Annotated in this window: 27 protein-coding genes; 16 read left to right on the top strand and 11 right to left on the bottom strand. The window is 54.7% G+C overall.

Features of this window, described 5'->3' with window-relative positions:
- Positions 1-76: 76 nt before the first annotated feature.
- The 3 genes from EKN38_RS11300 to ycgZ are packed head-to-tail and all read right to left on the bottom strand — an operon-like array spanning position 77 to position 949.
- Positions 77-355 (bottom strand): biofilm development regulator YmgB/AriR family protein, encoded by a 279-nt coding sequence (locus EKN38_RS11300; RefSeq protein WP_014831586.1) that lies wholly within the window; start codon positions 353-355, stop codon positions 77-79.
- Positions 356-384: 29 nt separating this feature from the next.
- A complete protein-coding gene (locus tag EKN38_RS11295; protein ID WP_071841843.1) occupies positions 385-705 on the bottom strand; it encodes a hypothetical protein in 321 nt (106 codons plus the stop codon).
- A 4-nt stretch (positions 706-709) separates the two neighbouring features.
- Positions 710-949, bottom strand: coding sequence for a regulatory protein YcgZ (ycgZ, locus tag EKN38_RS11290; protein WP_014831587.1), 240 nt, complete (start codon positions 947-949; stop codon positions 710-712).
- A gap of 340 nt (positions 950-1289) precedes the next feature.
- Between ycgZ and EKN38_RS11285 the strand changes: the two genes are divergently transcribed.
- The 9 genes from EKN38_RS11285 to EKN38_RS11240 all read left to right on the top strand — a co-directional run bounded on the left by EKN38_RS11285 (position 1290) and on the right by EKN38_RS11240 (position 10372).
- Positions 1290-2510, top strand: coding sequence for a diguanylate phosphodiesterase (locus EKN38_RS11285; RefSeq protein WP_014831588.1), 1221 nt, complete (start codon positions 1290-1292; stop codon positions 2508-2510).
- A gap of 190 nt (positions 2511-2700) precedes the next feature.
- Entirely contained in the window at positions 2701-3429 is a 729-nt protein-coding gene (locus EKN38_RS11280) for a MerR family transcriptional regulator (protein WP_014831589.1), read from the top strand.
- Between the two features lie 314 nt (positions 3430-3743).
- Entirely contained in the window at positions 3744-4112 is a 369-nt protein-coding gene (sufA, locus tag EKN38_RS11270; protein ID WP_126522076.1) for a Fe-S cluster assembly scaffold SufA, read from the top strand.
- A gap of 8 nt (positions 4113-4120) precedes the next feature.
- Complete coding sequence (gene sufB / locus EKN38_RS11265) at positions 4121-5611, top strand: Fe-S cluster assembly protein SufB (protein WP_126522075.1); 1491 nt, start codon at positions 4121-4123, stop codon at positions 5609-5611.
- A 9-nt stretch (positions 5612-5620) separates the two neighbouring features.
- Positions 5621-6367, top strand: coding sequence for a Fe-S cluster assembly ATPase SufC (gene sufC, locus EKN38_RS11260; RefSeq protein ID WP_014831592.1), 747 nt, complete (start codon positions 5621-5623; stop codon positions 6365-6367).
- The gene (sufD, locus tag EKN38_RS11255; protein WP_014831593.1) at positions 6342-7613 is read left to right on the top strand and encodes a Fe-S cluster assembly protein SufD; all 1272 of its coding nucleotides are present in this window, start codon (positions 6342-6344) and stop codon (positions 7611-7613) included. The genes sufC and sufD overlap by 26 nt, the downstream gene beginning before the upstream one ends.
- A complete protein-coding gene (gene sufS / locus EKN38_RS11250; protein ID WP_014831594.1) occupies positions 7610-8830 on the top strand; it encodes a cysteine desulfurase SufS in 1221 nt (406 codons plus the stop codon). The genes sufD and sufS overlap by 4 nt, the downstream gene beginning before the upstream one ends.
- A 14-nt stretch (positions 8831-8844) precedes the next feature.
- The gene (gene sufE, locus EKN38_RS11245; protein WP_014831595.1) at positions 8845-9261 is read left to right on the top strand and encodes a cysteine desulfuration protein SufE; all 417 of its coding nucleotides are present in this window, start codon (positions 8845-8847) and stop codon (positions 9259-9261) included.
- A 97-nt stretch (positions 9262-9358) separates the two neighbouring features.
- Positions 9359-10372, top strand: a complete 1014-nt coding sequence (locus EKN38_RS11240; protein WP_014831596.1) for a L,D-transpeptidase family protein — start codon at positions 9359-9361, stop codon at positions 10370-10372.
- Positions 10373-10432: 60 nt separating this feature from the next.
- Here the strand turns inward: EKN38_RS11240 and lpp are convergent, their stop codons facing one another.
- The 4 genes from lpp to EKN38_RS11220 all read right to left on the bottom strand — a co-directional run bounded on the left by lpp (position 10433) and on the right by EKN38_RS11220 (position 15298).
- Positions 10433-10669, bottom strand: coding sequence for a murein lipoprotein Lpp (lpp, locus tag EKN38_RS11235; protein ID WP_001082307.1), 237 nt, complete (start codon positions 10667-10669; stop codon positions 10433-10435).
- A gap of 311 nt (positions 10670-10980) precedes the next feature.
- Positions 10981-12393 (bottom strand): pyruvate kinase PykF, encoded by a 1413-nt coding sequence (gene pykF, locus EKN38_RS11230; protein WP_013096950.1) that lies wholly within the window; start codon positions 12391-12393, stop codon positions 10981-10983.
- A gap of 377 nt (positions 12394-12770) precedes the next feature.
- Positions 12771-13916, bottom strand: coding sequence for a trans-sulfuration enzyme family protein (locus tag EKN38_RS11225; protein WP_014831597.1), 1146 nt, complete (start codon positions 13914-13916; stop codon positions 12771-12773).
- Positions 13917-13927: 11 nt separating this feature from the next.
- Positions 13928-15298 carry a pyridoxal-phosphate dependent enzyme gene (locus EKN38_RS11220; RefSeq protein WP_014831598.1) on the bottom strand — a complete coding sequence of 457 codons (1371 nt, stop codon included), beginning with the start codon at positions 15296-15298 and terminating at the stop codon, positions 13928-13930.
- Between the two features lie 400 nt (positions 15299-15698).
- On the opposite strand from EKN38_RS11220, the gene EKN38_RS11215 reads away from it, so the two are divergent.
- The 4 genes from EKN38_RS11215 (at position 15699) to fumD (ending at position 18538) form a co-directional block, all read left to right on the top strand.
- The gene (locus EKN38_RS11215) at positions 15699-16721 is read left to right on the top strand and encodes a methionine ABC transporter ATP-binding protein (protein ID WP_014831599.1); all 1023 of its coding nucleotides are present in this window, start codon (positions 15699-15701) and stop codon (positions 16719-16721) included.
- Entirely contained in the window at positions 16714-17382 is a 669-nt protein-coding gene (locus EKN38_RS11210; protein WP_014831600.1) for a methionine ABC transporter permease, read from the top strand. The genes EKN38_RS11215 and EKN38_RS11210 overlap by 8 nt, the downstream gene beginning before the upstream one ends.
- 24 nt (positions 17383-17406) lie before the next feature.
- A complete protein-coding gene (locus tag EKN38_RS11205) occupies positions 17407-18219 on the top strand; it encodes a MetQ/NlpA family ABC transporter substrate-binding protein (protein ID WP_014831601.1) in 813 nt (270 codons plus the stop codon).
- Positions 18220-18328: 109 nt separating this feature from the next.
- A complete protein-coding gene (gene fumD, locus EKN38_RS11200; RefSeq protein WP_014831602.1) occupies positions 18329-18538 on the top strand; it encodes a fumarate hydratase FumD in 210 nt (69 codons plus the stop codon).
- On the opposite strand, the gene EKN38_RS11195 is transcribed toward fumD, so the two are convergent.
- From EKN38_RS11195 to EKN38_RS11180, 4 genes are read right to left on the bottom strand one after another with little or no spacing between them, the layout of a single operon-like run.
- A complete protein-coding gene (locus EKN38_RS11195) occupies positions 18519-19205 on the bottom strand; it encodes an amino acid ABC transporter permease (protein ID WP_014831603.1) in 687 nt (228 codons plus the stop codon). The genes fumD and EKN38_RS11195 overlap by 20 nt on opposite strands.
- A complete protein-coding gene (locus tag EKN38_RS11190; protein ID WP_014831604.1) occupies positions 19189-19965 on the bottom strand; it encodes an amino acid ABC transporter permease in 777 nt (258 codons plus the stop codon). The genes EKN38_RS11195 and EKN38_RS11190 overlap by 17 nt, the downstream gene beginning before the upstream one ends.
- On the bottom strand, positions 19965-20780 hold the full coding sequence (locus tag EKN38_RS11185; RefSeq protein WP_014831605.1) for an amino acid ABC transporter ATP-binding protein: 816 nt from the start codon (positions 20778-20780) through the stop codon (positions 19965-19967). Before EKN38_RS11185 ends, EKN38_RS11190 begins: the two co-directional genes overlap by 1 nt.
- Before the next feature lies 1 nt (position 20781).
- The gene (locus EKN38_RS11180) at positions 20782-21612 is read right to left on the bottom strand and encodes an ABC transporter substrate-binding protein (protein WP_014831606.1); all 831 of its coding nucleotides are present in this window, start codon (positions 21610-21612) and stop codon (positions 20782-20784) included.
- A gap of 243 nt (positions 21613-21855) precedes the next feature.
- On the opposite strand from EKN38_RS11180, the gene EKN38_RS25760 reads away from it, so the two are divergent.
- From EKN38_RS25760 to EKN38_RS11170, 3 genes are all read left to right on the top strand, one after another.
- A complete protein-coding gene (locus EKN38_RS25760; RefSeq protein ID WP_014831607.1) occupies positions 21856-22023 on the top strand; it encodes a hypothetical protein in 168 nt (55 codons plus the stop codon).
- A 107-nt stretch (positions 22024-22130) separates the two neighbouring features.
- The gene (locus EKN38_RS11175; protein WP_014831608.1) at positions 22131-23456 is read left to right on the top strand and encodes a sensor histidine kinase; all 1326 of its coding nucleotides are present in this window, start codon (positions 22131-22133) and stop codon (positions 23454-23456) included.
- Positions 23449-24060 (top strand): response regulator transcription factor, encoded by a 612-nt coding sequence (locus EKN38_RS11170; protein ID WP_014831609.1) that lies wholly within the window; start codon positions 23449-23451, stop codon positions 24058-24060. Before EKN38_RS11175 ends, EKN38_RS11170 begins: the two co-directional genes overlap by 8 nt.
- Positions 24061-24103 lie beyond the last annotated feature (43 nt).

The following is a 24103-nucleotide window of genomic DNA, read 5'->3' as shown; positions in this document are numbered from 1 at the left end:
TGCAGGGTGTTATCGGGGAGGAGGGGTGTCATCGTCAGGCTGTTCGACAGTTATGACGATGACACGTTAGCAGTCTTTAAAGATCGTCCATTGTGTAACCCACAACAATTTCAAGCGTTTTGCGTATGACGTCCGCCTGAACCACGTCGTTGGTCGCTTCCAGCGTTTGTATCAGCCAGAGAATGATCGCTTTGTTGGTAAGGTGACCTTCCGTGGCCAGGACACAACGTACTGCAGTAGAAAAAATCGCGGACTCTTCAGCAAAACGATCGCCAGCGTGGCGGAAATACTCCGACAGGGCGCTATCAAGAAAAGCCGAATGAAATTCGGGTTGCAGCTGAATATTCTGTCTCATTTGTTTTCACCGTAGCTGTTAAGTTGCAGTCAATGTATTTTTTTGGGGTCGGACGGTATTCCACTTCCAAATAACGGCACTACATTGTCTCTGTTATCATTGAGAGATCCCTCTCTGATTGGTCGTCCTTGCGCGGTTCTGCGACGTATAAAGGCGCTGCTTTTTGAGCCGATGTCGGCAATCACCCTCGCCAGTGTCTCCCGCCGCCGGGGATCCTTTTCACGAACTTGCATTTTACGCAGACGCTGTACCAGAGAATCGGTTGTTAACGGCCCCCGCTCTTTCAGAAGGGAAAGCACGGCTTCACCAATCAACTGGTCTGTCAGTCTTTCTGCGTCACTGCGATTCATCTCGTTACCGTTCGAAGAGCAGGCCAAGCAGCATGTGGTAATGCTGTTCCTCTTCCGGGCCTTCGGCCTTATCGAGGCGGCTTAAGAGTTTGGTGCAGAGCGACTTGCGGTTAAGGTTTCGCCCGTCGCTAAGTATTTCCACAACCACCTCACCCAGCGTTTCCTGTTGCGTAGGGAGAGCAGCTTTTTCGAAGTATTGCGCAATGGCGGCGGCTGAATCGGCGACATAACCGTTCTGGTTCATGTTTCGCTCCTGTAAAATTTAGTAATCACTAACGTTACATTTAAGGTATACACAATTTCTAAATCTGTACATTAAAAATGTACAGATTTTTGATGTTTTTATGATATATCTTATAAAGTCTTTATATTTCAGTTCGTTGCGTATCGGTATTGTGACGGCATCGTGACAGGATATATTGTACAACTTATGATGTTGCGGTTAAGTTATACAACAGAAAAAAAACGGGGTCATACATTGCCTAAATCATTGAGATGTAAATTATTTGCCTGACAATTAATATGCTATAACAGAACTCTACCCACGTGTTTACGTGGCCAAACCCCTAACCCCCAGGAAAAGCATGCTGACAACCATCATATACCGCAGCCATATCTGCGATGACGTTCCGGTGAAAGCGCTGGAAAACATGGTCGCTGCTGCAAATAGTAAAAACCGACAATCCGATGTCACGGGGATCCTGCTGTTTAACGGCACGCATTTTTTCCAGTTACTCGAAGGGCCAGTGGACAACGTGACCGCCATTTATGAGCAGATCTGCCGCGACCCGCGTCATCACAATGTGGTGGAACTGATGCGCGATCACGGTCCTTCCCGACGGTTTGGCAACGTGGGTATGGAGCTCTTTGATTTACGTCAGTACGACAGGGACGATGTGCTCCAGCAGGTACTTGATAAGGGGACGACCCGGTACCAACTGACCTATAGCGATCGCCCCCTGCAATTCTTTCGCACGTTCGTCGAGGCGACAGAGAAAGCCAACTATTTTGAATTGCCGCCCGCCGATGCCTGGGATTTTATCCCCGAAGAGACGCCGTTATCCGCGCAACCGGCGGTGGTGGCAAAAGGGGCGGACTGCAGCTTTGCCTTTCAGCCGATCGTGGATCCGTTTATGCAGCAGGTGGTGTCCTGGGAGGCGTTGATCCGCACGCCATCGGGTGATTCACCACGGGCCTATTTTGCGGCGCTTCCGCGGGAAGCCGTGTACACGGCAGATTTGCAGAGCAAACAGGTTGCGCTGTCGATGGCCAGTGCACTGGGGTTACAGGACCAGACGCTGTCCATTAACCTGCTACCCATGACGCTGGTCAATGTACCGGGTGCCGTCGATTTTCTGCTTACCGCCATTAATGCGAATGGCTTTGTGCCGGAGCAGATCGTGGTGGAGTTTACCGAGAGCGAAGCTATCTCCCGCTTCGATGAGTTTACCCATTCAGTACGACAGTTAAAAAGTGCAGGCATCAGCGTGACGATCGATCACTTTGGCGCCGGGTTTGCCGGGCTGCAGCTGTTGGCGCAGTTCCAGCCGGACAGAATTAAGATTAATCGCGATCTGGTTCTGGATGTGCATAAAAGTGGCCCGCGACAGGCCATCATTCAGGCGATCATCAAGTGCTGTTCCTCGCTGGAAATTCAGTTCTGCGCCGTGGGCGTGGAGAAGGCCGAGGAGTGGATGTGGCTGGAATCGGCGGGAATTTCCCAGTTTCAGGGGCACCTGTTTGCCAGCCCCCGACATGGCGGCATTCCGGCCATTGCGTGGCCCGATAAAAAGCCCGAATTGTGAGAAAGCTGTACATCGTGCGGCAGAGTTAACTGTACGTAAGGCAAAATTTAGACAACAATAGAGTAAACAGCGTGAGTGGTGAACAGGCCATTCACCTGTTGCAAACTGAGGTCTTCGTTATACAAATGGCTTGTACAATCTGATAAGGTTGCCGTGGTTAGGTATGGAAGTATTGAGCGTGAGGGAGTTAATGGCCTATTACAGTATCGGCGAAGTGGCCGAACGATGCGGTATCAACCCCGTTACGCTGCGTGCCTGGCAGCGCCGTTATGGTTTGTTGAAGCCGCAACGCAGCGAAGGGGGTCATCGTCAGTTCGACGATGAAGATATCCTGCGTATAGAAGAGATTAAGCGCCTGATGAAAACGGGCGTCTCGGTGGGTAAAGTCAAAGCCTTGCTGGAAAACAAGGAAGTGATGACCCAGGGTAACTGGGCCGCTTTCCAGGAAGAGATGATGACCGTTCTGCGTTATGCCAGCCCGGCAAAACTGCGCGCCAAAATAGGCGAGTTTCGCCGCGATCATGCGATGGATGCGCTGATTGATAACATCATTATCCCCGTACGACAGCGAATGAATCAGGATCAGAATACGGTGCGCCACATGGCGAGCCTGTTGGATGGCGTGCTGATTGAATTCGCCGTGGCAAGCCTGGCAGAATCGCGCAAAAAAGCCGGTAAAGATGCTTTGCTCGTTGGATGGGAATGTGACGACCGTACGCATCTGTGGCTTGAGGCCGCGCGCCTGACCAGTAAGGGCTGGCACATTGACGTGCTGGCGGAACCGATTGATTCACCGCGCCCGGAACTCTTCCCGGGGCAAAAAATCTTCGTCTGGACGGGGAAATCACTCACACCTCGTCAGCAGGAACAGCTCGATCACTGGCGTGAACAAGGTTTTGCTGTCTCATTTCATCTTTAATCATCAGAGGCCTTAAGGGCCTTTTTTTGTTTTTGTGGTTTTTCTGCGCAAAAGCTATCTCAAAAATAGGCATTTCCGATGCATATTTTATTTTTCCTCTCGCCCTCATAAGTCCCTCTACGAAATACATTATTAATCAATGCATTGAACAAATACATCCATCTCTACTGCATCCTTGTACAGGGTCTATGCTTAATAAAACCAGGCAAAAAGGGCTATTTAGCCGAAAGCCCCTGCTGACAGAGGGTTGAAGTGATAATCGTTATCACTAACATGGTGTTATGCCCTGATGGCTTATCAGATGAGGTGGACCTATGGAACTGCATTCAGAAACCTTCAATCCTGCCGATTTCGCCTGGCGCGGCTTAACGCTGACGCCAGCGGCGGCGGCCCATATTCACGAGCTGGTGGCGAAAAAGCCCGAGATCCTTGGCGTGCGTTTAGGGGTCAAACAGACCGGCTGCGCTGGCTTCGGTTGCGTGCTCGACACTGTCACCGAACCTGAGAAGGATGACCTGGTATTTGAAGCGGACGGCGCAAAATTGTATGTCGCGCTTCAGGCCATGCCGTTTATCGACGGCACCGAAGTGGACTACGTGCGTGAAGGCTTAAACCAGTTATTCAAATTTCATAACCCGAAAGCCCAGAACGAATGCGGCTGCGGCGAAAGCTTTGGGGTATAGGCGGTACTATGTCTCGTAATACTGAAGCAACGAGTGATGTAAATACCTGGAGCGGCGGGCACCTCAATTATAAAGAGGGCTTCTTCACGCAGCTGCAGACCGATGAACTGGCAAAGGGCATCAATGAAGATGTCGTGCGGGCGATTTCGGCCAAACGTAACGAGCCAGAGTGGATGCTGGCGTTCCGCCTGAGCGCTTATCGGGCCTGGCTGGAGATGGAAGAGCCGCACTGGCTGAAAGCGCACTACGACAAGCTGAATTATCAGGATTACAGCTACTACTCAGCCCCTTCCTGCGGCAGCTGTGACGACACCTGCGCCTCCCAGCCCGGTGCAGTACAGCAAACCGGGGCGGATAACAGCTTCCTGAGTAAAGAAGTGGAAGAGGCGTTTAACCAGCTTGGCGTGCCGGTTCGCGAGGGGAAAGAGGTGGCGGTGGATGCCATTTTTGACTCCGTCTCGGTGGCGACCACCTACCGTGAGAAGCTGGCGGAGCAGGGGATCATTTTCTGCTCCTTTGGCGAAGCAATTCATGAGCACCCGGAACTGGTGAAAAAGTACATTGGCACCGTGGTGCCGTCTAACGATAACTTCTTTGCGGCGCTCAACGCGGCGGTGGCCTCTGATGGCACCTTTATCTACGTGCCGAAAGGGGTACGTTGCCCGATGGAGTTGTCGACCTATTTCCGTATCAACGCGGAAAAAACCGTCCAGTTCGAACGCACCATTCTGGTGGCGGACGAAGGCAGTTACGTCAGCTACATCGAAGGATGTTCCGCTCCGGTACGCGACAGCTACCAGCTCCATGCCGCGGTGGTGGAAGTCATCATCCACAAAGATGCTGAAGTGAAATACTCCACGGTGCAGAACTGGTTCCCGGGCGACGGTAACACTGGCGGTATCCTTAACTTCGTCACCAAGCGCGCGCTGTGCGAGGGTGAAAACAGCAAGATGTCCTGGACGCAGTCCGAGACCGGCTCTGCCATCACCTGGAAGTACCCGAGTTGCATCCTGCGCGGGGATAACTCCATCGGCGAGTTTTACTCTGTGGCCCTCACCAGCGGCCATCAGCAGGCGGATACCGGCACCAAAATGATCCACATTGGTAAAAACACCAAATCAACCATCATCTCAAAAGGTATTTCTGCCGGGCACAGCCAGAACAGCTACCGCGGGCTGGTGAAAATCATGCCGACGGCCACCAATGCGCGAAACTTTACCCAGTGCGATTCAATGCTGATTGGCGCGGACTGCGGCGCGCATACCTTCCCGTATGTGGAGTGTCGCAACAACAGCGCCCAGCTCGAACATGAGGCGACAACATCGCGTATTGGGGAAGATCAGCTCTTCTACTGCCTGCAGCGAGGGATCAGTGAAGAAGATGCCATCTCAATGATCGTAAACGGCTTCTGTAAGGATGTGTTCTCTGAACTGCCGCTGGAATTTGCCGTTGAAGCCCAGAAACTCCTCGCCATCAGTCTTGAACACAGCGTCGGTTAAGGAAAGCACATGTTAAGCATTAAAGATTTACAGGTTAGCGTGGAAGATAAAGCCATCCTGCGTGGCCTCAATTTTGACGTCAAGCCAGGAGAGGTCCACGCCATCATGGGGCCAAACGGCTCCGGGAAAAGTACGCTTTCAGCGACGCTGGCGGGACGCGAAGATTACGAAGTGACCCACGGCTCGGTGGAGTTTAACGGCAAAGATTTGCTGGAGATGTCACCGGAAGATCGCGCGGGGGAGGGCATCTTTATGGCTTTCCAGTATCCGGTCGAAATTCCGGGCGTCAGTAATCAGTTCTTCCTGCAAACGGCGCTCAACGCGGTACGCAAATACCGTGGTCTGGAGGCGCTGGATCGCTTTGATTTCCAGGACCTGATGGAAGAGAAGATCAAACTGCTGAAAATGCCGGAAGACTTGCTCACCCGCTCGGTTAACGTCGGCTTCTCCGGCGGCGAGAAAAAGCGCAACGACATTCTGCAGATGGCGGTGCTTGAACCTGAACTGTGCATTCTGGATGAGACCGATTCCGGTCTGGATATCGATGCCCTCAAGATTGTCGCCGACGGGGTGAATTCTCTGCGCGACGGCAAACGGTCATTCATTATCGTCACCCACTATCAGCGTATTCTTGACTACATCAAACCGGATTACGTCCACGTGCTCTACCAGGGGCGCATTGTGAAATCCGGTGATTTCACGCTGGTCAAACAACTGGAGGAGCAGGGTTATGGCTGGCTTACCGAACAGCAGTAATGCGCTCCAGCAGTGGCACCGCCTGTTTGAAGCTCAGGGGCAAACGCGTTCTGAGCAGGCACAACAGCACCTGCAACAGATGCTGCGCCTCGGTTTGCCCACGCGTAAACATGAAAACTGGAAATACACGCCGCTCGATGGCCTGATGAACGCTGAGTTCGTCTCGCGTCTGGCGGATATCAACCCGACGCAGCGCGACGCACTGGCGCTGAATGTCGATGCCCTGCGCCTGGTGTTTGTCGACGGCCAGTTCCGTGCGGAGCTGAGCGACAGCACCGAAGATAGCGGTTATACAATAACCATTGATGATGAGCGTCAGAGTCTGACGGCGCCCGTGCAGCCAGAGGTCTTTCTGCATCTTACCGAGAGCCTGGCGCAGAGCGTGACGCAGATTCACGTGAAGCGAAACCAGCGCCCGGCAAAACCGCTGCTGCTGATGCACATCACCCAGGGCCTGGACGGCGATGAAATCAATACCGCGCACTATCGCCACCATCTGGCGCTGGCGGAGGGGGCGGAGGCCACGGTCATTGAACATTACGTCAGCCTCAACGACACCCGCCACTTTACCGGGGCGCGCCTGACGATGAACGTCGCCGCCAACGCTCAGTTGCACCATATCAAGCTGGCATTTGAGAATCCGCAGAGTCATCACTTTGCGCATAACGATATTTTGCTTGGGCAGGACGCAGCGGCATATAGCCACAGCTTCCTGCTGGGGGGCGCGGTACTGCGTCACAACACCAGCACGCAGCTCAACGGCGAGAACACCACGCTGCGCATCAACAGCCTGGCGATGCCGGTCAAATCGGAAGTGTGCGATACGCGTACCTGGCTTGAGCACAACAAAGGCTACTGCAACAGCCGCCAGCTGCACAAAACCATTGTCAGCGACAAAGGCCGCGCGGTGTTTAACGGTCTGATTAATGTGGCGCAACACGCTATTAAGACCGACGGGCAGATGACCAACAACAACCTGCTGCTGGGGCGTCTGGCAGAAGTGGACACCAAGCCGCAGCTGGAGATCTATGCCGACGATGTCAAATGCAGCCACGGCGCCACGGTCGGGCGCATTGATGACGAACAGATGTTCTATCTGCGCTCACGCGGTATCGACCAGCAGGCGGCACAGAAGATGATTATCTACGCCTTTGCCGCAGAGCTGACGGAGGCGCTGGACGATGGCCTGTTAAAACAACAGGTGCTGGCCCGTATTGGTCAGCGGCTGCCTGGAGGCGAAGCATGAGTTTTCCCGTAGAGAAAGTACGGGCCGATTTTCCGGTTCTGACCCGTGAAGTAAACGGACTGCCATTGGCCTATCTCGACAGCGCGGCCAGCGCGCAGAAGCCGAACCAGGTGGTGGATGCCGAAGCAGAGTTCTACCGCCACGGTTACGCCGCCGTGCATCGCGGTATTCATACGCTGAGCGCAGAGGCGACCCAGCGTATGGAGAACGTCCGCACCCAGGTGGCCGCTTTTCTGAATGCGCGATCGCCGGAAGAGCTGGTGTTTGTGCGCGGCACGACGGAAGGGATCAACCTGGTTGCCAATAGCTGGGGCAATGCGCAGGTGCACGCGGGCGATAACATCATCATTACCGAGATGGAACACCACGCCAATATTGTGCCGTGGCAGATGCTCTGTGAGCGTGTGGGTGCTGCGCTACGGGTCATCCCGTTGCATCAGGACGGAACGCTCCAGCTTGAGCACCTTGATGCCTTGCTGGACGACCGCACGCGGCTGGTCGCGGTTACTCAGGTTTCTAACGTGCTGGGCACCGAAAACCCGGTGGCAGAGATCGTTGAAAAAGCGCACCAGGCGGGCGCGAAAGTCCTGATTGACGGCGCTCAGGCGGTTATGCACCACCCGGTGGATGTTCAGGCGCTGGACTGCGATTTTTACGTATTCTCCGGGCATAAGCTGTATGGGCCCACCGGGATCGGCGTGTTGTATGTGAAAGACGATATTCTGCAGGCCATGCCGCCGTGGGAAGGGGGCGGCTCGATGATCGCCACCGTCAGCCTGTCGGAAGGCACCACCTACGCGCGTGCGCCGTGGCGTTTTGAGGCTGGTACACCCAATACCGGCGGGATTATCGGGCTGGGGGCAGCGGTTTCTTACGTCTCCGCGATTGGCCTTGACGCAATTCAGGAGTACGAACAGCTGCTGATGCATTATGCGCTGCAGGAGCTTGCCAGCGTACCGGATCTTACTCTGTACGGCCCGGTAGACCGGCAGGGCGTGATCGCGTTCAACCTGGGAAAACACCATGCCTATGACGTGGGGAGTTTCCTTGATAATTATGGCGTGGCCGTGCGCACCGGACACCACTGTGCCATGCCGCTGATGGCATTTTACCAGGTCCCGGCAATGTGCCGCGCGTCGCTGGTGATGTACAACACAACGGAAGAGGTCGACAGGCTGGTGGCGGGGCTAAAACGCATTCACCAGTTGCTGGGCTAACGGAGAAGCGAACAATGGCAGAGTTGCCGGATAAAGATAAATTGCTGCGTAACTTCGGGCGTTGCGCGAACTGGGAAGAAAAGTATCTCTATATTATTGAGCTGGGACAGCGTTTGCCGCCGCTCAGTGAAGAGGCGCATAACCCGGAGAATATTATTCAGGGCTGCCAGAGCCAGGTGTGGATCGTGATGGAGCAAAAGGGCGACGGTACGATTGAATTGCACGGCGACAGCGATGCCGCGATTGTGAAAGGGCTTATCGCCGTGGTCTTTATTCTGTACCACCAGATGTCTGCGCAGGATATTGTCGCCTTTGATGTGCGCCCGTGGTTTGAAAAAATGGCCCTGACCCAACACCTCACCCCGTCCCGCTCCCAGGGACTGGAAGCGATGATTCGCGCCATCCGCGCCAAAGCTGCAATCCTTAGCTAGACTTACAGGACAGCATTCATTCTGTTTCGCGAGGTGGTTCCCGCCTCGCTGGTTTTTCAGCTTTCTGGCGTTCTGTCAGTGAATAAGGAATCTCAGCATGAAGCGCGCGTCTCTAATAACACTCTTACTCCTTGGTTCGCTCGGCGCTCTTAATTCGGCCATGGCGATGGATTATCCGTTACCGCCCGCAGGCAGCCGTCTGATTGGGCAAAATCAAACTTACACAATACAGGAAGGGGACACTAAACTGCAGACCATCGCGCGTCGGTTTAATACTGCGGCGCAGTTGATCCTCGAGACCAATAATACCATTGCGCCGGTGAACCCCGCGCCGGGAACGGTTATTACCATCCCATCCCAGATGCTGCTTCCGGACACGCCACGCGAAGGTATTGTGGTGAACCTGGCCGAGCTACGGCTTTACTACTTCCCGCCGGGCGGCAATATTGTCCAGGTCTTCCCGCTGGGGATTGGACAGCTGGGGCTGGAAACGCCGGTCACGACCACCCGCGTGAGCCAGAAAATCCCTAATCCAACCTGGACCCCGACGCCGGGCATCCGGGCGCGTTCACTGGAGCAGGGCATTAAATTACCGCCAGTAGTACCCGCCGGGCCAAATAACCCGCTGGGGCGCTTTGCACTGCGTTTAGGCGTGGGCAATGGGGAATATCTCATCCACGGCACCAGTGCGCCGGACAGCGTTGGCCTGCGGGTCAGCTCCGGCTGTATGCGCATGAACGCGCCGGATATTAAAGCCCTGTTCGAACAGGTGCGTGTCGGTACCCGGGTGCAGATTATCAATGAGCCGGTGAAGTTCTCCGTTGAGCCGGACGGCAAACGCTACATTGAAGTGCATCGTCCGCTGGCACAGGTTGAGGGGGAAAACCCGCAGGTTACGCCGATTACCCATTCCGCTGATTTCGCCTCATTTGTTTCTCAGGCGGGGAGTGATAAAGCGCTTATTGATAAAGCCTTGTCGCGCCGGGCAGGGATCCCGGTTGCCGTGTCGGCCAGTAACGGCCCGTCAGCCAGCAACAGCGTGCAGTCCGTGCAGAACAGTCGGGTGTCTGCTGCGGTAATGGAAGATGACGGAGAGAAGGTGACGCAGTAGGGGTTTGACGCAGACAAAAAAAATGGCGCACAATGTGCGCCATTTTATTAACAGGTACTATTACTTACGGTATTTAGTAGCCTGGTTGTCCAGACGCTGGTTAGCGCGAGCTGCGTCGTCTTTAGCAGCCTGAACGTCGGAACGCATTGCGTTCACGTCGTTGCTCAGCTGGTCAACTTTAGCGTTCAGAGTCTGAACGTCAGAAGACAGCTGATCGATTTTAGCGTTGCTGGAGCAACCTGCCAGCAGAGTAGAACCCAGGATTACCGCGCCCAGTACCAGTTTAGTACGATTCATTATTAATACCCTCTAGATTGAGTTAATCTCCATGTAGCGTTACAAGTATTACACAAACTTTTTTGGGTTGAGAATATTTTTTTGATGGGAATACGCCTATTTTTGATCGTTCGCTCAAAGAAGCAACGAATTCGGCGTTTTTGTCGAAAAAGCTATGTTAAAAAAGGCATTTTTCATCGGATTCATCTTAGATAAATCGCGATTAAATAGAAAAACCCGATTTGCTTTTTGAATAGATTTGGCTAATACCACGAATAAAAAAAGCGCCCCGAAGGACGCTTTTTATCAAAAATTAATTTGTTTGTGCATTATTACAGCACGTGAACAGAGGCGGTGTTGGTGGTGCCACTTGGTACCAGCGCACCCGATACCATTACCACCACGTCGCCTTTCTGTGCCAGGCCGCTTTCCAGAGCCAGCTCTTTACCCTGAATGTAGAAATCGTCGGTAGAGGCGATCTCTTTCACCAGGTGTGCTACAACACCTTTGCTCAGCACCAGCTGACGCGCAGTGGTTTCATTGGTGGTCAGCGCCAGGATAGTCGCATCCGGGAAGTATTTACGCACTGCACGAGCAGATTTACCGCCCTGGGTGGCAACCACGATCAGTGGCGCTTCCAGCTTCTCAGCCGTTTCTACCGCACCGCGGCATACCGCTTCAGTGATGCGCAGTTTGCGGCTGTCGTTGTTGAAGTCCAGACGGCTGGTCATCACGCGGTCAGTACGTTCGCAGATGGTGGCCATGATGGACACTGCTTCCAGCGGATATTTACCTTTCGCGGATTCGCCAGACAGCATGACAGCATCAGTACCGTCGAGGATGGCGTTCGCCACGTCGCCAGCTTCTGCGCGGGTTGGACGTGGGTTTTTGATCATGGAGTCCAGCATCTGGGTGGCAGTGATAACCACTTTACGCGCGCGAACACACTTCTCGATCATCATCTTCTGCGCGAAGATCACTTCTTCAACCGGGATTTCAACACCCAGGTCACCACGCGCAACCATGATGCCGTCAGACGCTTCGAGGATTTCGTCGAAGTTGTTCAGGCCTTCCTGGTTTTCGATTTTGGAGATGATCTGGATCTTCTCACCGCCGTGCGCTTTCAGGTGCTCACGGATTTCAACTACGTCGGAACGCTTACGGATGAAGGAGGCTGCAACGAAATCAACGCCTTGCTCGCAACCGAAGATCAGGTCTTGCTTGTCTTTTTCAGCCAGGGCTGGCAGCGCGATGGAAACGCCAGGCAGGTTAACGCCTTTGTTTTCACCCAGGTCGCCGTTGTTCAGCACTTTACAGATGACTTTGTTGCCTTCGATCGCGGTCACTTCCATCCCGATCAGACCATCGTCTACCAGCACGGTGTTACCCACGGACAGATCGCTGGTGAAGCCTTCATAGGTCACCGCAACGATTTCGCTGTTACCGACCACAGACTTGTCAGTGGTGAAGGTGAAGGTCTGGCCCGCTTTCAGAGAGACGTCGTTACCGCCTTCCAGTTTGATGGTGCGGATTTCAGGACCTTTGGTATCCAGCAGGATGGCGGCTTTTTTACCGGTCTTGCTCATGACGTTGCGCAAGTTCTGGATACGCTGACCATGTTCAGCGTAGTCACCGTGAGAGAAGTTCAGACGCATAACGTTCATGCCGGCGTCCAGCATTTTGGTCAGCATCTCTTCAGATTCGGTTTTCGGGCCGATGGTACAAACAATTTTCGTCTTTTTCATGACAGTCTTAGTCTTTAAGTTGGGAAGGATATGGAAATCTCGCTCCGGGGGCGCACCGCCGCGGAGTCAAACCTGTGTTGCAAAAGAGTATATGACACGCACTAAGGATAGGAGACATCAAATGAGCGTGCAGAAGAAAGTGTGCCTGAGTGTCAGCCCAACGAAGGAGAGGAGAAGTTGTACGTTGTTTTTTGTATTCCAAGCGCTGAAACCATTCACCAGGGATTAGGCGCGCATTATACGCTGATTTTAGGATAAAAGGAAAATGAAAACAGCGTTTCAAAAATAATCTATGCAGTTTCACATAATATTGTTATCAAGGCGTTAAGGCATAATGACAACTTATGACGGCAGGCGAGTGACCTGCCGTATTTAGCTTAATTTTTCAGCGCCTGACTCAGGTCGGCAATCAGGTCTTTCGTATCTTCGATACCCACGGACAGGCGGATCAGTTGCGGCACAATGCCGTTGGCCAGACGCTGCTCAAGCGGGATCGAGGCGTGGGTCATGCTGTAAGGCTGACTCACCAGGCTTTCCACACCGCCGAGACTTTCTGCGAGGGTGAACAGCTTCAGCTTGCGGATCACCTCCGTCGCACGTTGCGCATCGCCTTTTACCACGACGGAAATCATCCCGCCCGGCAGCGCCATTTGCGTGCGGGCGAGCTGATATTGCGGGTGCGACTCCAGCCCCGGGTAGAACACGTTGTCAACCTGCGGCTGCTGCTCAAGCCATTGCGCAATCGCCAGCGCGTTGGTGCTGTGCTTTTCAACTCGCAGTGCCAGTGTCCGGATCCCGCGCAGCGTCAGGAAACTGCTGAACGGATCCAGGACGCCGCCGACGGCGTTTTGCAAATACCCCAACCGCTCTGCCAGCGCCGGGTTATCCCCCACGACCGCCAGACCAGCAACCACGTCGGAATGGCCGTTCAGGTATTTGGTGGCGGAATGCACCACGATATCGAAACCCGACTCCAGCGGACGGTGAATGACCGGTGAGGCGAAAGTGTTATCTGCCACGCTGATCACGTTATGACGGCGGGCAATGGCACCGATGGCCGCCAGATCGGCCAGTTTCAGCAGCGGGTTGGTCGGCGTCTCCACCCAGACCATGCGCGTTTCAGGTCGAATGGCGGCTTCCAGCGCGGCCAGATCGCCAGGCTTAACCCAGCTGACCTGCAGCCCGGTACTGCGCTTGCGTACGTTTTCAATCAGCCGGTATGTGCCGCCATACACATCATCTATGGCAACGATATGGCTGTCTTTGTCCAGCAGTTCCAGCACGGTGGAAATGGCGGCCAGGCCTGAGGCGAAAGCATAGCCGCGCGAGCCGCCTTCCAGTTCGGCGATGGCGGTTTCCAGCGCATGGCGGGTGGGGTTGCCGCTGCGGGAATATTCGTAGCCGGTATGCTCCCCGGGTGACGGTTGCGCAAACGTCGAGGTGGCGTAAATGGGCGGCATGACCGCCCCGTGTTGATCGTTGAATTCACCGCTGTGTACGCTGAGCGTGGCCAGGTTTTTCATCATTTTTTCCTTTATTGTTGTAGACGGTTGCGCCAGGCGGTGAGGACATCGCTGCGCGTAATCAGACCCAGGAAACGGTCGTTGTCATTGATCACGGCCACCAGACCGCGATCAAAAATGGCGTTGAGGGCGCTTTCCGGTGCGTGCTTATCAAGAAACTCCACCTGTCGCGTCATCGCTGCCGTGACGGGAAGGGCAAAGCGATCGCCATCGCCGCCGATATGGCGCAGCAGATCCCACTCGTCGATAATCCCCACCACCTTGCCGTTATCCAGCACCGGCAGTTGCGAGATGTCATACAGACGCATTCGCGCCAGCACGGTGGAGAGCGTGTCATCCGGGGCGGCGGTGACGGTGGCTCCTTCATCGTGGCGCAGCGCAATGTAGTCGGAGAGATCGCCTGCCTGCGGGCGGGACATCAGCCCCTGCTGGCGCATCCAGTCATCGTTGAACATCTTCGAGAGGTATTTGTTGCCACTGTCGCAGGCGAAGGTCACGACGCGTTTCGGCGTGGTCTGTACCTGGCAATACTTCAGCGCGGCCGCCAGCAGGGTTCCGCTGGAGGAGCCTGCCAGGATACCTTCCGTTTTCAGCAGTTCACGCGCGGTGTTGAATGCTTCCTGGTCGGTGATGCGCCAGGCGCGCTCCACGCCTTCGATGTGAGCCAGCGGCGGAATAAAGTCTTCACCGATCCCTTCAACCAGCCATGAACCGGCATCATGGTAGCGCCCGGTTTCGACCTGGTCTGCCAGTACGGAGCCGGCCGGGTCTGCCAGCACAAACTCCGTGTGCGGAGAGTGCTCGGCAAACCAGGCCTGCAGGCCACCCAGCGTACCGCCGGAGCCCACGCCGACCACGATGGCGTCGATGTTGCCGTCGAGCTGCTCAAACAGTTCTGGCGCGGTGGTGGTGCGATGCGCCAGCGGGTTGGCTTCGTTATTGAACTGATCGATATAAAACGCACCTGGCAGTTCATTAGCCAGACGCTGGGCGTAATCCTGATAATAGGCCGGATGACCTTTATTCACGTCCGAGCGCGTCAGTACCACCTGGGCACCCAGCGCACGCAGGTGGAAAATCTTCTCGCGGCTCATTTTGTCCGGCACCACCAGGATCAGCGAATAGCCTTTCTGGGCGGCAATCAGGGCCAGGCCGAGACCGGTATTGCCTGCCGTCGCCTCAATTATCGTGCCACCCGGCTGCAGCTTACCGGTACGCTCCGCTTCATTAATCATCGACAGCGCCACGCGGTCTTTAATGGATCCACCCGGATTCTGGTTCTCCAGTTTCAAAAACAGCGAGCAGGGACCGGTATCGAGTTTATGCAGCTGGATAAGCGGTGTACGGCCAATCAGTTCAGTGACGGAGTGATAAATCGTCATGGTTTTGTCCTTTCAGGAGAGCATGACGGGATGATAGGGCGATGAAATTTTCTCAAGAAAGAACGAATCTCTGCTTTTTAGAACTGAAAAGAATATAAATGATGTTTTTGGATGTCAGGACAGCAAGACGTAAAGTGCTCTGGATGTGAGGATGGCTATATCAACAGAAAATGCTGAAAAAATGACCGTTTTTCTCGTCTGGTGTCTGTCAGATATGCATCTGGCAGATAATCATTGCTGAAATTGGTCTAAACGGTTCCCATCCGCTCAATCCGCCGCTTATTTCTTCAGGTTATAACACATTCTTTTTTGTTCATTTAAAAGCTGATAACGGCTGTTTACTATCATTTTGGACATCCATACTGCTAAACCGCTATGCGCGGACGGATAATGAATAAGAATGATTGTTCTCAGTAATATTTCGAAGGTTTTTGACAACGGAAAGGTGGCGCTCACGGCCGTTGATAACGTCAATTTGACGATCGAACAGGGGCAAATATACGGCATTATTGGTTACAGCGGCGCGGGGAAAAGTACCCTGATCCGCCTGTTGAATGGCCTGGAAAAACCGAGCAGCGGCAGCGTGACCATCAACGGGCAGGACATTTCTGCCGCAAAAGGGGAAGCACTGCGTCAGGCGCGGCTGAAGATCAGCATGGTGTTCCAGCATTTCAACCTGCTGTGGTCACGGACGGTAACGGAAAACATCGCTTTCTCAATGCAGATAGCCGGAGTACCAAAAGCCAGGATTCAGGCTCGCGTGGCCGAGCTGGTGGAACTGGTCGGGCTGAAAGGCCGTGAAAATGCGTATCCGTCGCAGCTGAGCGGCGGGCAAAAGCAGCGCGTGGGCATTGCGCGTGCGCTGGCGAACAACCCGGATGTGCTGCTCTGTGACGAAGCCACCTCCGCACTCGATCCCCAGACGACCGATCAGATCCTCGATCTGCTGCTGGACATCAACCGTCGTTTCAAACTCACCATTGTGCTGATCACCCATGAAATGCACGTGGTGCGCAAAATCTGCGATCGCGTGGCGGTGATGGAGAGCGGCAAAGTGGTGGAAGAGGGCGACGTGCTGAGCGTCTTTACTCACCCTCAACAGCCGATCACCCGGCAGTTTGTCCGTCAGGTGAGCCAGTATGCCGAGGAAGAGACCTTCAATACCGAGCTGGCAGCCGACCTGGAAGGCACGGTCATCCGTCTGACCTTCACCGGACACAGCACGCACAAACCGATTGTGGGTGAACTGACGCTGCGCTACGGCCTGCCGTTTAACATTCTGCACGGGAAAATGACCCAGACGGCGCACGGCGTTTTTGGCCAGCTGTGGGTACACGTGGTGGCATCTGATGAACAACTGAACAATATCCTCGCCGACCTGAAGCACAGCGATATTGAAGGCGAGGTGATTAAACATGGCTGATACCCTCTTTCCGCACCTGAAATGGGATCAACTCTGGGCGGCAACGCTCGAGACGCTGTACATGACTGCGCTTTCTGGCGTGGCAACCTTTGTACTGGGGATTGTGCTGGGTCTGGCGCTGTTTTTAACCGCGCGTGGCGGGTTGTTCCACAACCGTACGGTCTACAGCGTGATTTCGATTGTGGTGAACGTGTTTCGTTCTATCCCGTTCATCATTCTGATTGTCCTGCTGATCCCGTTCACCAAGACCATCGTCGGCACCATTCTGGGGGCCAACGCGGCACTGCCGGCGCTGATTGTGGGCGCGGCACCGTTCTACGCGCGTCTGGTAGAGATTGCCCTGCGTGAAGTGGACAAAGGGGTGATTGAAGCGACGCGCTCGATGGGCGCACGACTGAGCACCTTAGTTTTTCGGGTTTTACTGCCAGAATCATCACCTGCACTGGTGTCCGGTATTACGGTGACGCTGATTGCGCTGGTGAGCTACAGCGCAATGGCCGGGGTGATTGGCGCAGGCGGTTTGGGAAATCTGGCTTATCTGGAAGGATTCCAGCGCAACCATGGTGACGTCACGCTGGTGGCAACGGTGACCATTTTGATCATCGTTTTCATTATTCAGTTCTGCGGCGACATCATCACTTCACTGTTAGATAAACGCTAATAAATACACACAGGAACCATCATCATGAAAAAGACACTGACACTGATCGCCGCTGCAACCCTGAGCGCCCTGAGCTTTGCCGCGTGGGCTGACACCCTGACCGTGGGCGCGTCCAATACGCCACACGCTGAAATTCTGGAGCAGGCGAAGCCGATTCTGGCAAAGCAAGGTATCGATCTGGAGATTAAACCCTTCCAGGACTACATTCTGCCCAACACCGCGCTGGCCGGTCATGACATTGATGCTAACTACTTCCAGCACATTCCTTACCTGAACAGCGTGCTGAAAGATCACGCGGGTGATAAGGATTATGATTTTGTCAGTGCCGGCGCGATCCATATTGAGCCAATTGGTATCTACTCTAAAAAATACAAGTCGCTGAAAGACCTGCCGGAAGGCGGCAAAATCATCATGCGTGATGCCGTGTCTGAAGAGGGGCGCATTCTCTCTATCTTCGAAAAAGAGGGGGTGATCAAGCTTAAGCCTGGCGTCGACAAAGTGACCGCGCGTATCAGCGACATCGTGGACAATCCGAAAAAGCTGCAGTTCACGCCTAACGTAGAAGCCTCTCTGCTGCCGCAGATGTACAACAACGATGAAGGGGCTGCGGTAGTGATCAACGCCAACTACGCGATTGATGCGGGTCTGGATCCGGTTCACGACCCGATTGCGGTTGAGAGCGGCGAAAACAACCCGTATGCCAACATCATTACTGTGCATCGTGGCGATGAGAAGAAAAAAGATATCGTCGCGCTGGTGAACGTGCTGCACTCGAAAGAGATTCAGGACTGGATCCGCACCAAGTATAAAGGCGCGGTGATCCCGGTAAATAACTAATCGGTTGATTTAACAGATGAAGCCCGGTGAGTCTCTCGCCGGGCTTCTTTTTTGTATCCGGGCGAGGGATCATTTAAGCTGACGCTTTTGGGCAATGGAGTGGATGACCGTGGGCAATGTGACCAAAGACGAAGCGCTGTACCAGGAGATGTGTCGGGTGGTAGGGAAGGTCGTTCTGGAGATGCGTGACTTAGGGCAGGAGCCGAAGCATATTGTGATTGCCGGGGTACTGCGTACGGCGCTGGCGAACCAGCGCGTAAAACGCAGCGAATTAACCACCCAGGCGATGGAAACGGTGGTTAAAGCGCTGGCCGGCTGATACGCCAGCGCTTTGCCAGCTGCTCAAGAGAACAGCAGAGCAGGTAATAAACGACACCGGTAAAGATAAAAATGGCCGCCGGGTAAATTTGCACCCGGTTGTTCACCTGTCCTGCCACCGTGGTCAGCTCAGGCACGTTCACAATAAAAGCCAGCGAGGTGTCCTTCAGCAGGCTGATAAAAATGCCCACCAGAGACGGCAGAATATTGCGCATTACCTGTGGCAACAGAATGTGCCACAGGGTTTGTTGCGTGCTGAACCCCTGCGTTAATGCCGCTTCGTACTGACCCGATGGCAGCGCATTAATGCCGGCCAGGACGGAGTGCATCACCGATGCGGCCGTAAACCACGCCAGCGCCAGCGTCACGGTGAGCGCACCGGGGAGGTCGCCACCGGTGATAAGCGGCAACAGATACCACATCCAGAAAATCACAAAGATTAACGGGATCCCCCGGATAAGCTCAGCCCACAGAAACAGCGCCTTGCGTATCACCCCGGCATAGCGCCATGCCAGACAGGCAAGGGCCACCCCGCCCGGCAGCGCGAGGAGCGCCGCGCCTGCGGCCATCAGTAAGGAGAGCAGGACCCCGCCGGGCTCACCGGCAGCGGCGCGTCCCCACAGCAGATAATCCAGGTTATCGGTAATGACATTAAGTCCGGCAATCATGTTTTTCACTCCCTGTGAGTGTTGTCTGCTGGCGTTGACGTTTTGCGGCGGGACCGAGCCGCACCAGCACCACGCCCATCACCACACCGGTGAACAGATAGAGCAGGGTGCCTACGGTAAACGCCTCCAGCGCGTGCGCGTTAAAGCTCTCAATCTGCCGTATCTGGCAGGTCAGTTCGGCAAAACCAATACCGCTGGCAAGCGAGGAGAGTTTCATCAGATTAAGGTACTGCCCCACAACGGGCTGCCAGGCGTTCGCCAGCCCCTGCGGCAGCAGGATGTAACGAAACAGACGCCACGCGGAGAATCCCTGGGAGAGCGCCGCCTCCCGTTGCCCGCCCGGAACTGAACGTAATCCGGACGCCACTTCTTCAATGAGAAAAGCCGAGGCAAACACGCCCAGCCCCCAGGCCGAGCATAAAAACTCGGGTGTGAACCACCAGACATCACCGGGAAGAATGGACCAGCGGTGATCTGCATTCACTGTATCCCGGAATGCCTGCGGCAGACCGTTCCAGGCGGCAAAATACCAGAACAGCAGCTGTACCAGCAGCGGGGTATTGCGAAAAAGCGACACCCAGGCATTGACCACCGCGTTGCCGGGGCGCCCACCGGAAAGACGCAGGAGCAGAAAAAGCAGCGCAAGCAGGCTTGCCAGTATCGCCCCGGCGAGCGTCACCCACAGGGTGGTGAGATAACCGGAAATAATCCATTGCAGGGGCTGTCCGGTCAGCACCCCCTGCCAGTCGAGCGCGGGCATTACAACGGCTCCTGATGCAGCGGGTTCAACACCTTTTGCAGAAAACGCTGCGCACGCGGGTGCGACGGATGGCGGAAGAATTGTTCCGGCGGCGCGGTTTCCAGTATCTGTCCGCCATCGATAAAGACAATCCGGTCGGCAATGTCACGGGCAAACTGCATCTCGTGCGTGACCACAATCATGGTGATCCCGCTGTGAGCCAGCGATCTCATGACCAGTAACACTTCGCCAATCATTTCAGGGTCGAGCGCGGAGGTCGGCTCGTCGAAGAGAATAATTTGCGGCGATGAGGCCAGCGCACGGGCAATCGCCACCCGCTGCTGTTGGCCGCCGGAAAGTTCCGCAGGGAAATGGTGTGCCTTGTCCAGCATGCCTACGTTTTCCAGCAGCGTCAGGGCACGTTCTTGTGCGGGCAGGGGCTTCCAGCCGTGAACATGCTCCAGTGCCAGGGTGATATTCTGACTGGCGGTGAGATGGGCATAGAGATTAAATTGCTGGAACACAAACCCGACGCGGCTACGTAACTGGCGCAGCGCGGGGCCGGAAAGTCGCCCGGTGGGTTTGTTGTCGACCAGGATCTCACCGCCGCTTAACGTCTCAAGCTGGTTAATAAGGCGGATCAGCGTGGATTTACCCGAACCCGAAGGGCCGAGGATAGCCACCACTTCCCCAGGCGTAATGGTAAGGTTAATACCGTTTAAAACCGGATGGTTACCGTAATGTTTGTCGACGTTGCGAAACTCGACACTGGCCTGTTCCAGATGTGAAAAATCCGCGGAGCCTGCCGCGGAGTGTGAAAATAAACCTGAAAGCATCTTACTTAGCTTCTATTGTAAAGGCGCGTGGCTGTGGAGACGGGGTGTCTGGACCAAACCAGACATCGTAGATTTTTGCTGCCTGGCCGTTTTTCTCCAGGTTCACCAGCTCATCATTGACGGCTTTCAGCAGTGCCGCTTCACCTTTTTTGACCCCCACACCAATCTCTTCTTTGCTGAGCAGATCGGGCAGAATTTTGAAATTCGCTTTATCCGGGGCTTGCGCCAGCAGGCCGGCCAGAATGGTGCTGTCCTGGGTGATCGCCTGCACGTTGCCATTGCGAAGCGCCGTCAGCGCCAGCGGAATATCGTCGTAGGAGAGCACGCGGGATTGCGGGAACCGCTGGTGCAGCGCCTGTTCGCCCGTGGTGCCTTTTACCGCGCCAATGCGTGCATGGCTGTAGGCGTCCAGCTTATCGGCGGATTTTGCCGGGACCAGGAATTGCTGGCCGGTGACAAAATACGGTGTAGAGAAATCAATCACCTGCGCCCGCTCCGGGGTGATGGTGATATCCGCCACAATTAAATCCGCTTTACCGGACTGGAGTAGGGGAATGCGGTTCGCCGGGTTAGTGGCCACCAGTTCCAGCTTCACGCCCAGCGATTTTGCCAACGCTCTGGCAAAGTCCACGTCGTAGCCCACGATGTCATGCGTTTTGGCATCGACGGAACCAAACGGTGGGTTGGCATCAAAGGTCGCCACTTTCACCACCCCTGCGGCTTTAATATCCGCCAGCTGATCTGCCTGAACCTGTGCAGAAAGCAGGCCACCTGTTGCCAGTAAACCCAGCGCAACAATCCGTTTTTTGAACCCTTTTCTGTTTGCTGCCATAGTCATACGTCATCCCGTCGTTTTTGTTTTGTCCCGTTACGCTCCCATAAGCGAAAGCTATCGCCAAATAAGAAATCGTTCTTTGCTATAAACAAAAAAGCATTAGTGAACAGTGTGTTACATGGTGGTGACACATTCTGACGGCATTTGCAGATCCTGCATATCAACAGTGGATATTGGTATTTCACCTGTGCGGAGTTTGGGTGTTTAACTGAGGGCAGGTAAAGCGAGAGGAGTCTGACGATGAAAAAGTGGATAAGCACGTTACGGCGGTTTTTTGCGACCCGACCCGTGAATGCGGAGAACAGCGCGCAACGTGTTCTTGAGTCGATACTGCCTGTCGCCAGCCTGTATGGCGTGGACGTGGCCAACATTGACCCGGAGTGGTTCCATGATAAAACGTCACGCTGAACTGCGCCGCACGCGCGAAATGTACTGGAACGAGCTGTGCTAAATTTTGTTCTGACGCCGGTTAGCTGTTAAGGTCAACAGGATGTTGAGCCTGGTCAGTAAATGGAATGAAGAACCCTATTTTCAAACGTGGCATTGTTGTCTGGACGATAGTCTGCCTCATCAGCGGCGTGTTGCTCTACGCCGAACAGATTCGCCGTCAGTTCTGGGAGCGCGATCGTGAGTTCTCGGCGTTATTCTCCGAATTAAGCGCGGTCCTGACGCAAAATGAATCGGTTTTACCGCTTCTGAATGGCGATGAAGACATTGCCGCTCTGCGCAAAAAATTCCCCCATCTGCTCGCTCTGGAAAAAACGACGGGACGCCCACTGGATGCGGCGCGGGTGGAGCCTGCCCACGAGATGCAGTACTGGCTTTATAACCCATGGCGTCAGATCCGCGTGCGGGTGGACCTCGGCCCGATTCTGAATGCACATCATCCCTTTACCCACCTTGGGATCCGCTTTATCCCGACCGGTGACGAACCGGCGTCTGAGGCATTCTGGCACTGGCAACGCACCTTCCCGCAGCATACTCAACCTTTTACGCTGGAAGCGGATTCTCGTCCGGACTGGTTCGGCGTCAGCTGGTATTTTTATCCCATCCTGTTTATCGGATGGGGGATAGTGATTGCGCTGGCAAGCGTGGTGCTCTGGCAGCGTAAAGCACGTAAAGACGCCGAGCAAAGGGCGCACTATTACCAGCACGCCAGGCTCAATACCCTGGGGGAGATCACCGCCGGTATTGTGCATGAGATAAACCAGCCGCTGACCGCCGTCCAGACGTGGATCCAGGGCGCGCAGCGTCAGTTACAGCTGGAAAACGGCCAGGCCGTGTCGCAGGCGCTGTCGGCTGCGCTGACGCAAACGCAGCGTATTAGCGCATTATTAACCCGTTTTCGCGAGCACGTTGTGAAGGAGAAAGTCACCCTCCGCGAAACCGATCTGGCAGCATGCTGGCTACAGGTGGTGAACTTACTTGAGCATGAGCGCAGGGCTGAACATATCTCGGTCAGCCATGCGTTTGCTCCCGGGGCCACCACCGTGCTGGCCGACCCTCTCTGGCTGGAGCAGGTGCTGCATAACCTGCTCAGCAATGCGATTCAGGCCCAACAGGCCAGTTCAGCCGGCTGGGTAAAGATAGAGAGTCAGAAAAACGAGAGGGGTATTCAGATAACCGTGACTGACGGCGGTCCTGGCTTTAGCCCTGAGGCGTTACAGAATGCCTTTATGCCATTTTACAGTGGCAGAGAGGTGGGCATTGGTCTGGGGATGACCTTAACGGAATCATTAATGACGCGTATGAATGGATCGATTACGCTGGATAATGCGCCGCAGGGCGGGGCACAGATCCGATTACAACTGGCGAATGGAAAGGAGGCGACGGTTGGATAACACAATCTGGCTGATAGACGATGATGAGTCTATAAGAGAGTCAATGGCGTTTTTGCTGTCGGGCATGGGCTGGACGGTAAGAACGTTTGAAAGTGTTGATGCCTTTACCGCGGCCCATTCCCGGGAAACCGCGCTGGTAGGCTGTATGCTGCTGGATATGCGTATGCCAGGAAAAGGTGGACTCACCTGGCTAGAGGAGGGCAAATGGCCCTGGCCTCTGTTGCCGGTGATTATCATGACCGGGCACGGTACCGTTGATGCCTGCCGTCGGGCATTTCGTAACGGCGTGTTTGAGTTTTTCACCAAGCCGCTGGATGCCGACAAGCTTATCGAAACGGTGGGTCTGGCCTTTGAGGAGAGTCAGCGTCGCTTTGCCGACTGGCAGGAAACCTCGCGGGCCAAAGCGCGTTTCGCGCAATTGACCGCGCGGGAACATGAAGTGCTGGGGGAGTTGATGCAAGGGCTCAGTAACAAAGAGGTGGCTGCCCGGCTGAACCTCTCGCCACGAACGGTGGAAGCGCACCGCGCGGCGGCATTTACCAAGCTTGGCGTCAGCAGCCTGGTCCAGGCAATACGCGAATACGATAAATTGCAATCCGTATAACTACCAGGTTGAGTGCGTATTCAACCGAATTATGTTTCATCGC

The organism is Enterobacter sp. WCHEn045836 (genome assembly GCF_003965585.1).
GTDB classification, from domain to species: Bacteria; Pseudomonadota; Gammaproteobacteria; order Enterobacterales; family Enterobacteriaceae; genus Enterobacter; species Enterobacter dissolvens.
This window is presented reverse-complemented; position numbering and strand designations above follow the sequence as displayed.

What these genes read in the sequence shown, in the direction of transcription:
- EKN38_RS11300 (WP_014831586.1), bottom strand. Translation starts at nt 355, where the DNA reads ATGAGACAGAATATTCAGCTGCAACCCGAATTTCATTCGGCTTTTCTT.
- EKN38_RS11295 (WP_071841843.1), bottom strand. Translation starts at nt 705, where the DNA reads ATGAATCGCAGTGACGCAGAAAGACTGACAGACCAGTTGATTGGTGAA.
- ycgZ (WP_014831587.1), bottom strand. Translation starts at nt 949, where the DNA reads ATGAACCAGAACGGTTATGTCGCCGATTCAGCCGCCGCCATTGCGCAA.
- EKN38_RS11285 (WP_014831588.1), top strand. Translation starts at nt 1,290, where the DNA reads ATGCTGACAACCATCATATACCGCAGCCATATCTGCGATGACGTTCCG.
- EKN38_RS11280 (WP_014831589.1), top strand. Translation starts at nt 2,701, where the DNA reads ATGGCCTATTACAGTATCGGCGAAGTGGCCGAACGATGCGGTATCAAC.
- sufA (WP_126522076.1), top strand. Translation starts at nt 3,744, where the DNA reads ATGGAACTGCATTCAGAAACCTTCAATCCTGCCGATTTCGCCTGGCGC.
- sufB (WP_126522075.1), top strand. Translation starts at nt 4,121, where the DNA reads ATGTCTCGTAATACTGAAGCAACGAGTGATGTAAATACCTGGAGCGGC.
- sufC (WP_014831592.1), top strand. Translation starts at nt 5,621, where the DNA reads ATGTTAAGCATTAAAGATTTACAGGTTAGCGTGGAAGATAAAGCCATC.
- sufD (WP_014831593.1), top strand. Translation starts at nt 6,342, where the DNA reads ATGGCTGGCTTACCGAACAGCAGTAATGCGCTCCAGCAGTGGCACCGC.
- sufS (WP_014831594.1), top strand. Translation starts at nt 7,610, where the DNA reads ATGAGTTTTCCCGTAGAGAAAGTACGGGCCGATTTTCCGGTTCTGACC.
- sufE (WP_014831595.1), top strand. Translation starts at nt 8,845, where the DNA reads ATGGCAGAGTTGCCGGATAAAGATAAATTGCTGCGTAACTTCGGGCGT.
- EKN38_RS11240 (WP_014831596.1), top strand. Translation starts at nt 9,359, where the DNA reads ATGAAGCGCGCGTCTCTAATAACACTCTTACTCCTTGGTTCGCTCGGC.
- lpp (WP_001082307.1), bottom strand. Translation starts at nt 10,669, where the DNA reads ATGAATCGTACTAAACTGGTACTGGGCGCGGTAATCCTGGGTTCTACT.
- pykF (WP_013096950.1), bottom strand. Translation starts at nt 12,393, where the DNA reads ATGAAAAAGACGAAAATTGTTTGTACCATCGGCCCGAAAACCGAATCT.
- EKN38_RS11225 (WP_014831597.1), bottom strand. Translation starts at nt 13,916, where the DNA reads ATGAAAAACCTGGCCACGCTCAGCGTACACAGCGGTGAATTCAACGAT.
- EKN38_RS11220 (WP_014831598.1), bottom strand. Translation starts at nt 15,298, where the DNA reads ATGACGATTTATCACTCCGTCACTGAACTGATTGGCCGTACACCGCTT.
- EKN38_RS11215 (WP_014831599.1), top strand. Translation starts at nt 15,699, where the DNA reads ATGATTGTTCTCAGTAATATTTCGAAGGTTTTTGACAACGGAAAGGTG.
- EKN38_RS11210 (WP_014831600.1), top strand. Translation starts at nt 16,714, where the DNA reads ATGGCTGATACCCTCTTTCCGCACCTGAAATGGGATCAACTCTGGGCG.
- EKN38_RS11205 (WP_014831601.1), top strand. Translation starts at nt 17,407, where the DNA reads ATGAAAAAGACACTGACACTGATCGCCGCTGCAACCCTGAGCGCCCTG.
- EKN38_RS11195 (WP_014831603.1), bottom strand. Translation starts at nt 19,205, where the DNA reads ATGATTGCCGGACTTAATGTCATTACCGATAACCTGGATTATCTGCTG.
- EKN38_RS11190 (WP_014831604.1), bottom strand. Translation starts at nt 19,965, where the DNA reads ATGCCCGCGCTCGACTGGCAGGGGGTGCTGACCGGACAGCCCCTGCAA.
- EKN38_RS11185 (WP_014831605.1), bottom strand. Translation starts at nt 20,780, where the DNA reads ATGCTTTCAGGTTTATTTTCACACTCCGCGGCAGGCTCCGCGGATTTT.
- EKN38_RS11180 (WP_014831606.1), bottom strand. Translation starts at nt 21,612, where the DNA reads ATGGCAGCAAACAGAAAAGGGTTCAAAAAACGGATTGTTGCGCTGGGT.
- EKN38_RS25760 (WP_014831607.1), top strand. Translation starts at nt 21,856, where the DNA reads ATGAAAAAGTGGATAAGCACGTTACGGCGGTTTTTTGCGACCCGACCC.
- EKN38_RS11175 (WP_014831608.1), top strand. Translation starts at nt 22,131, where the DNA reads ATGAAGAACCCTATTTTCAAACGTGGCATTGTTGTCTGGACGATAGTC.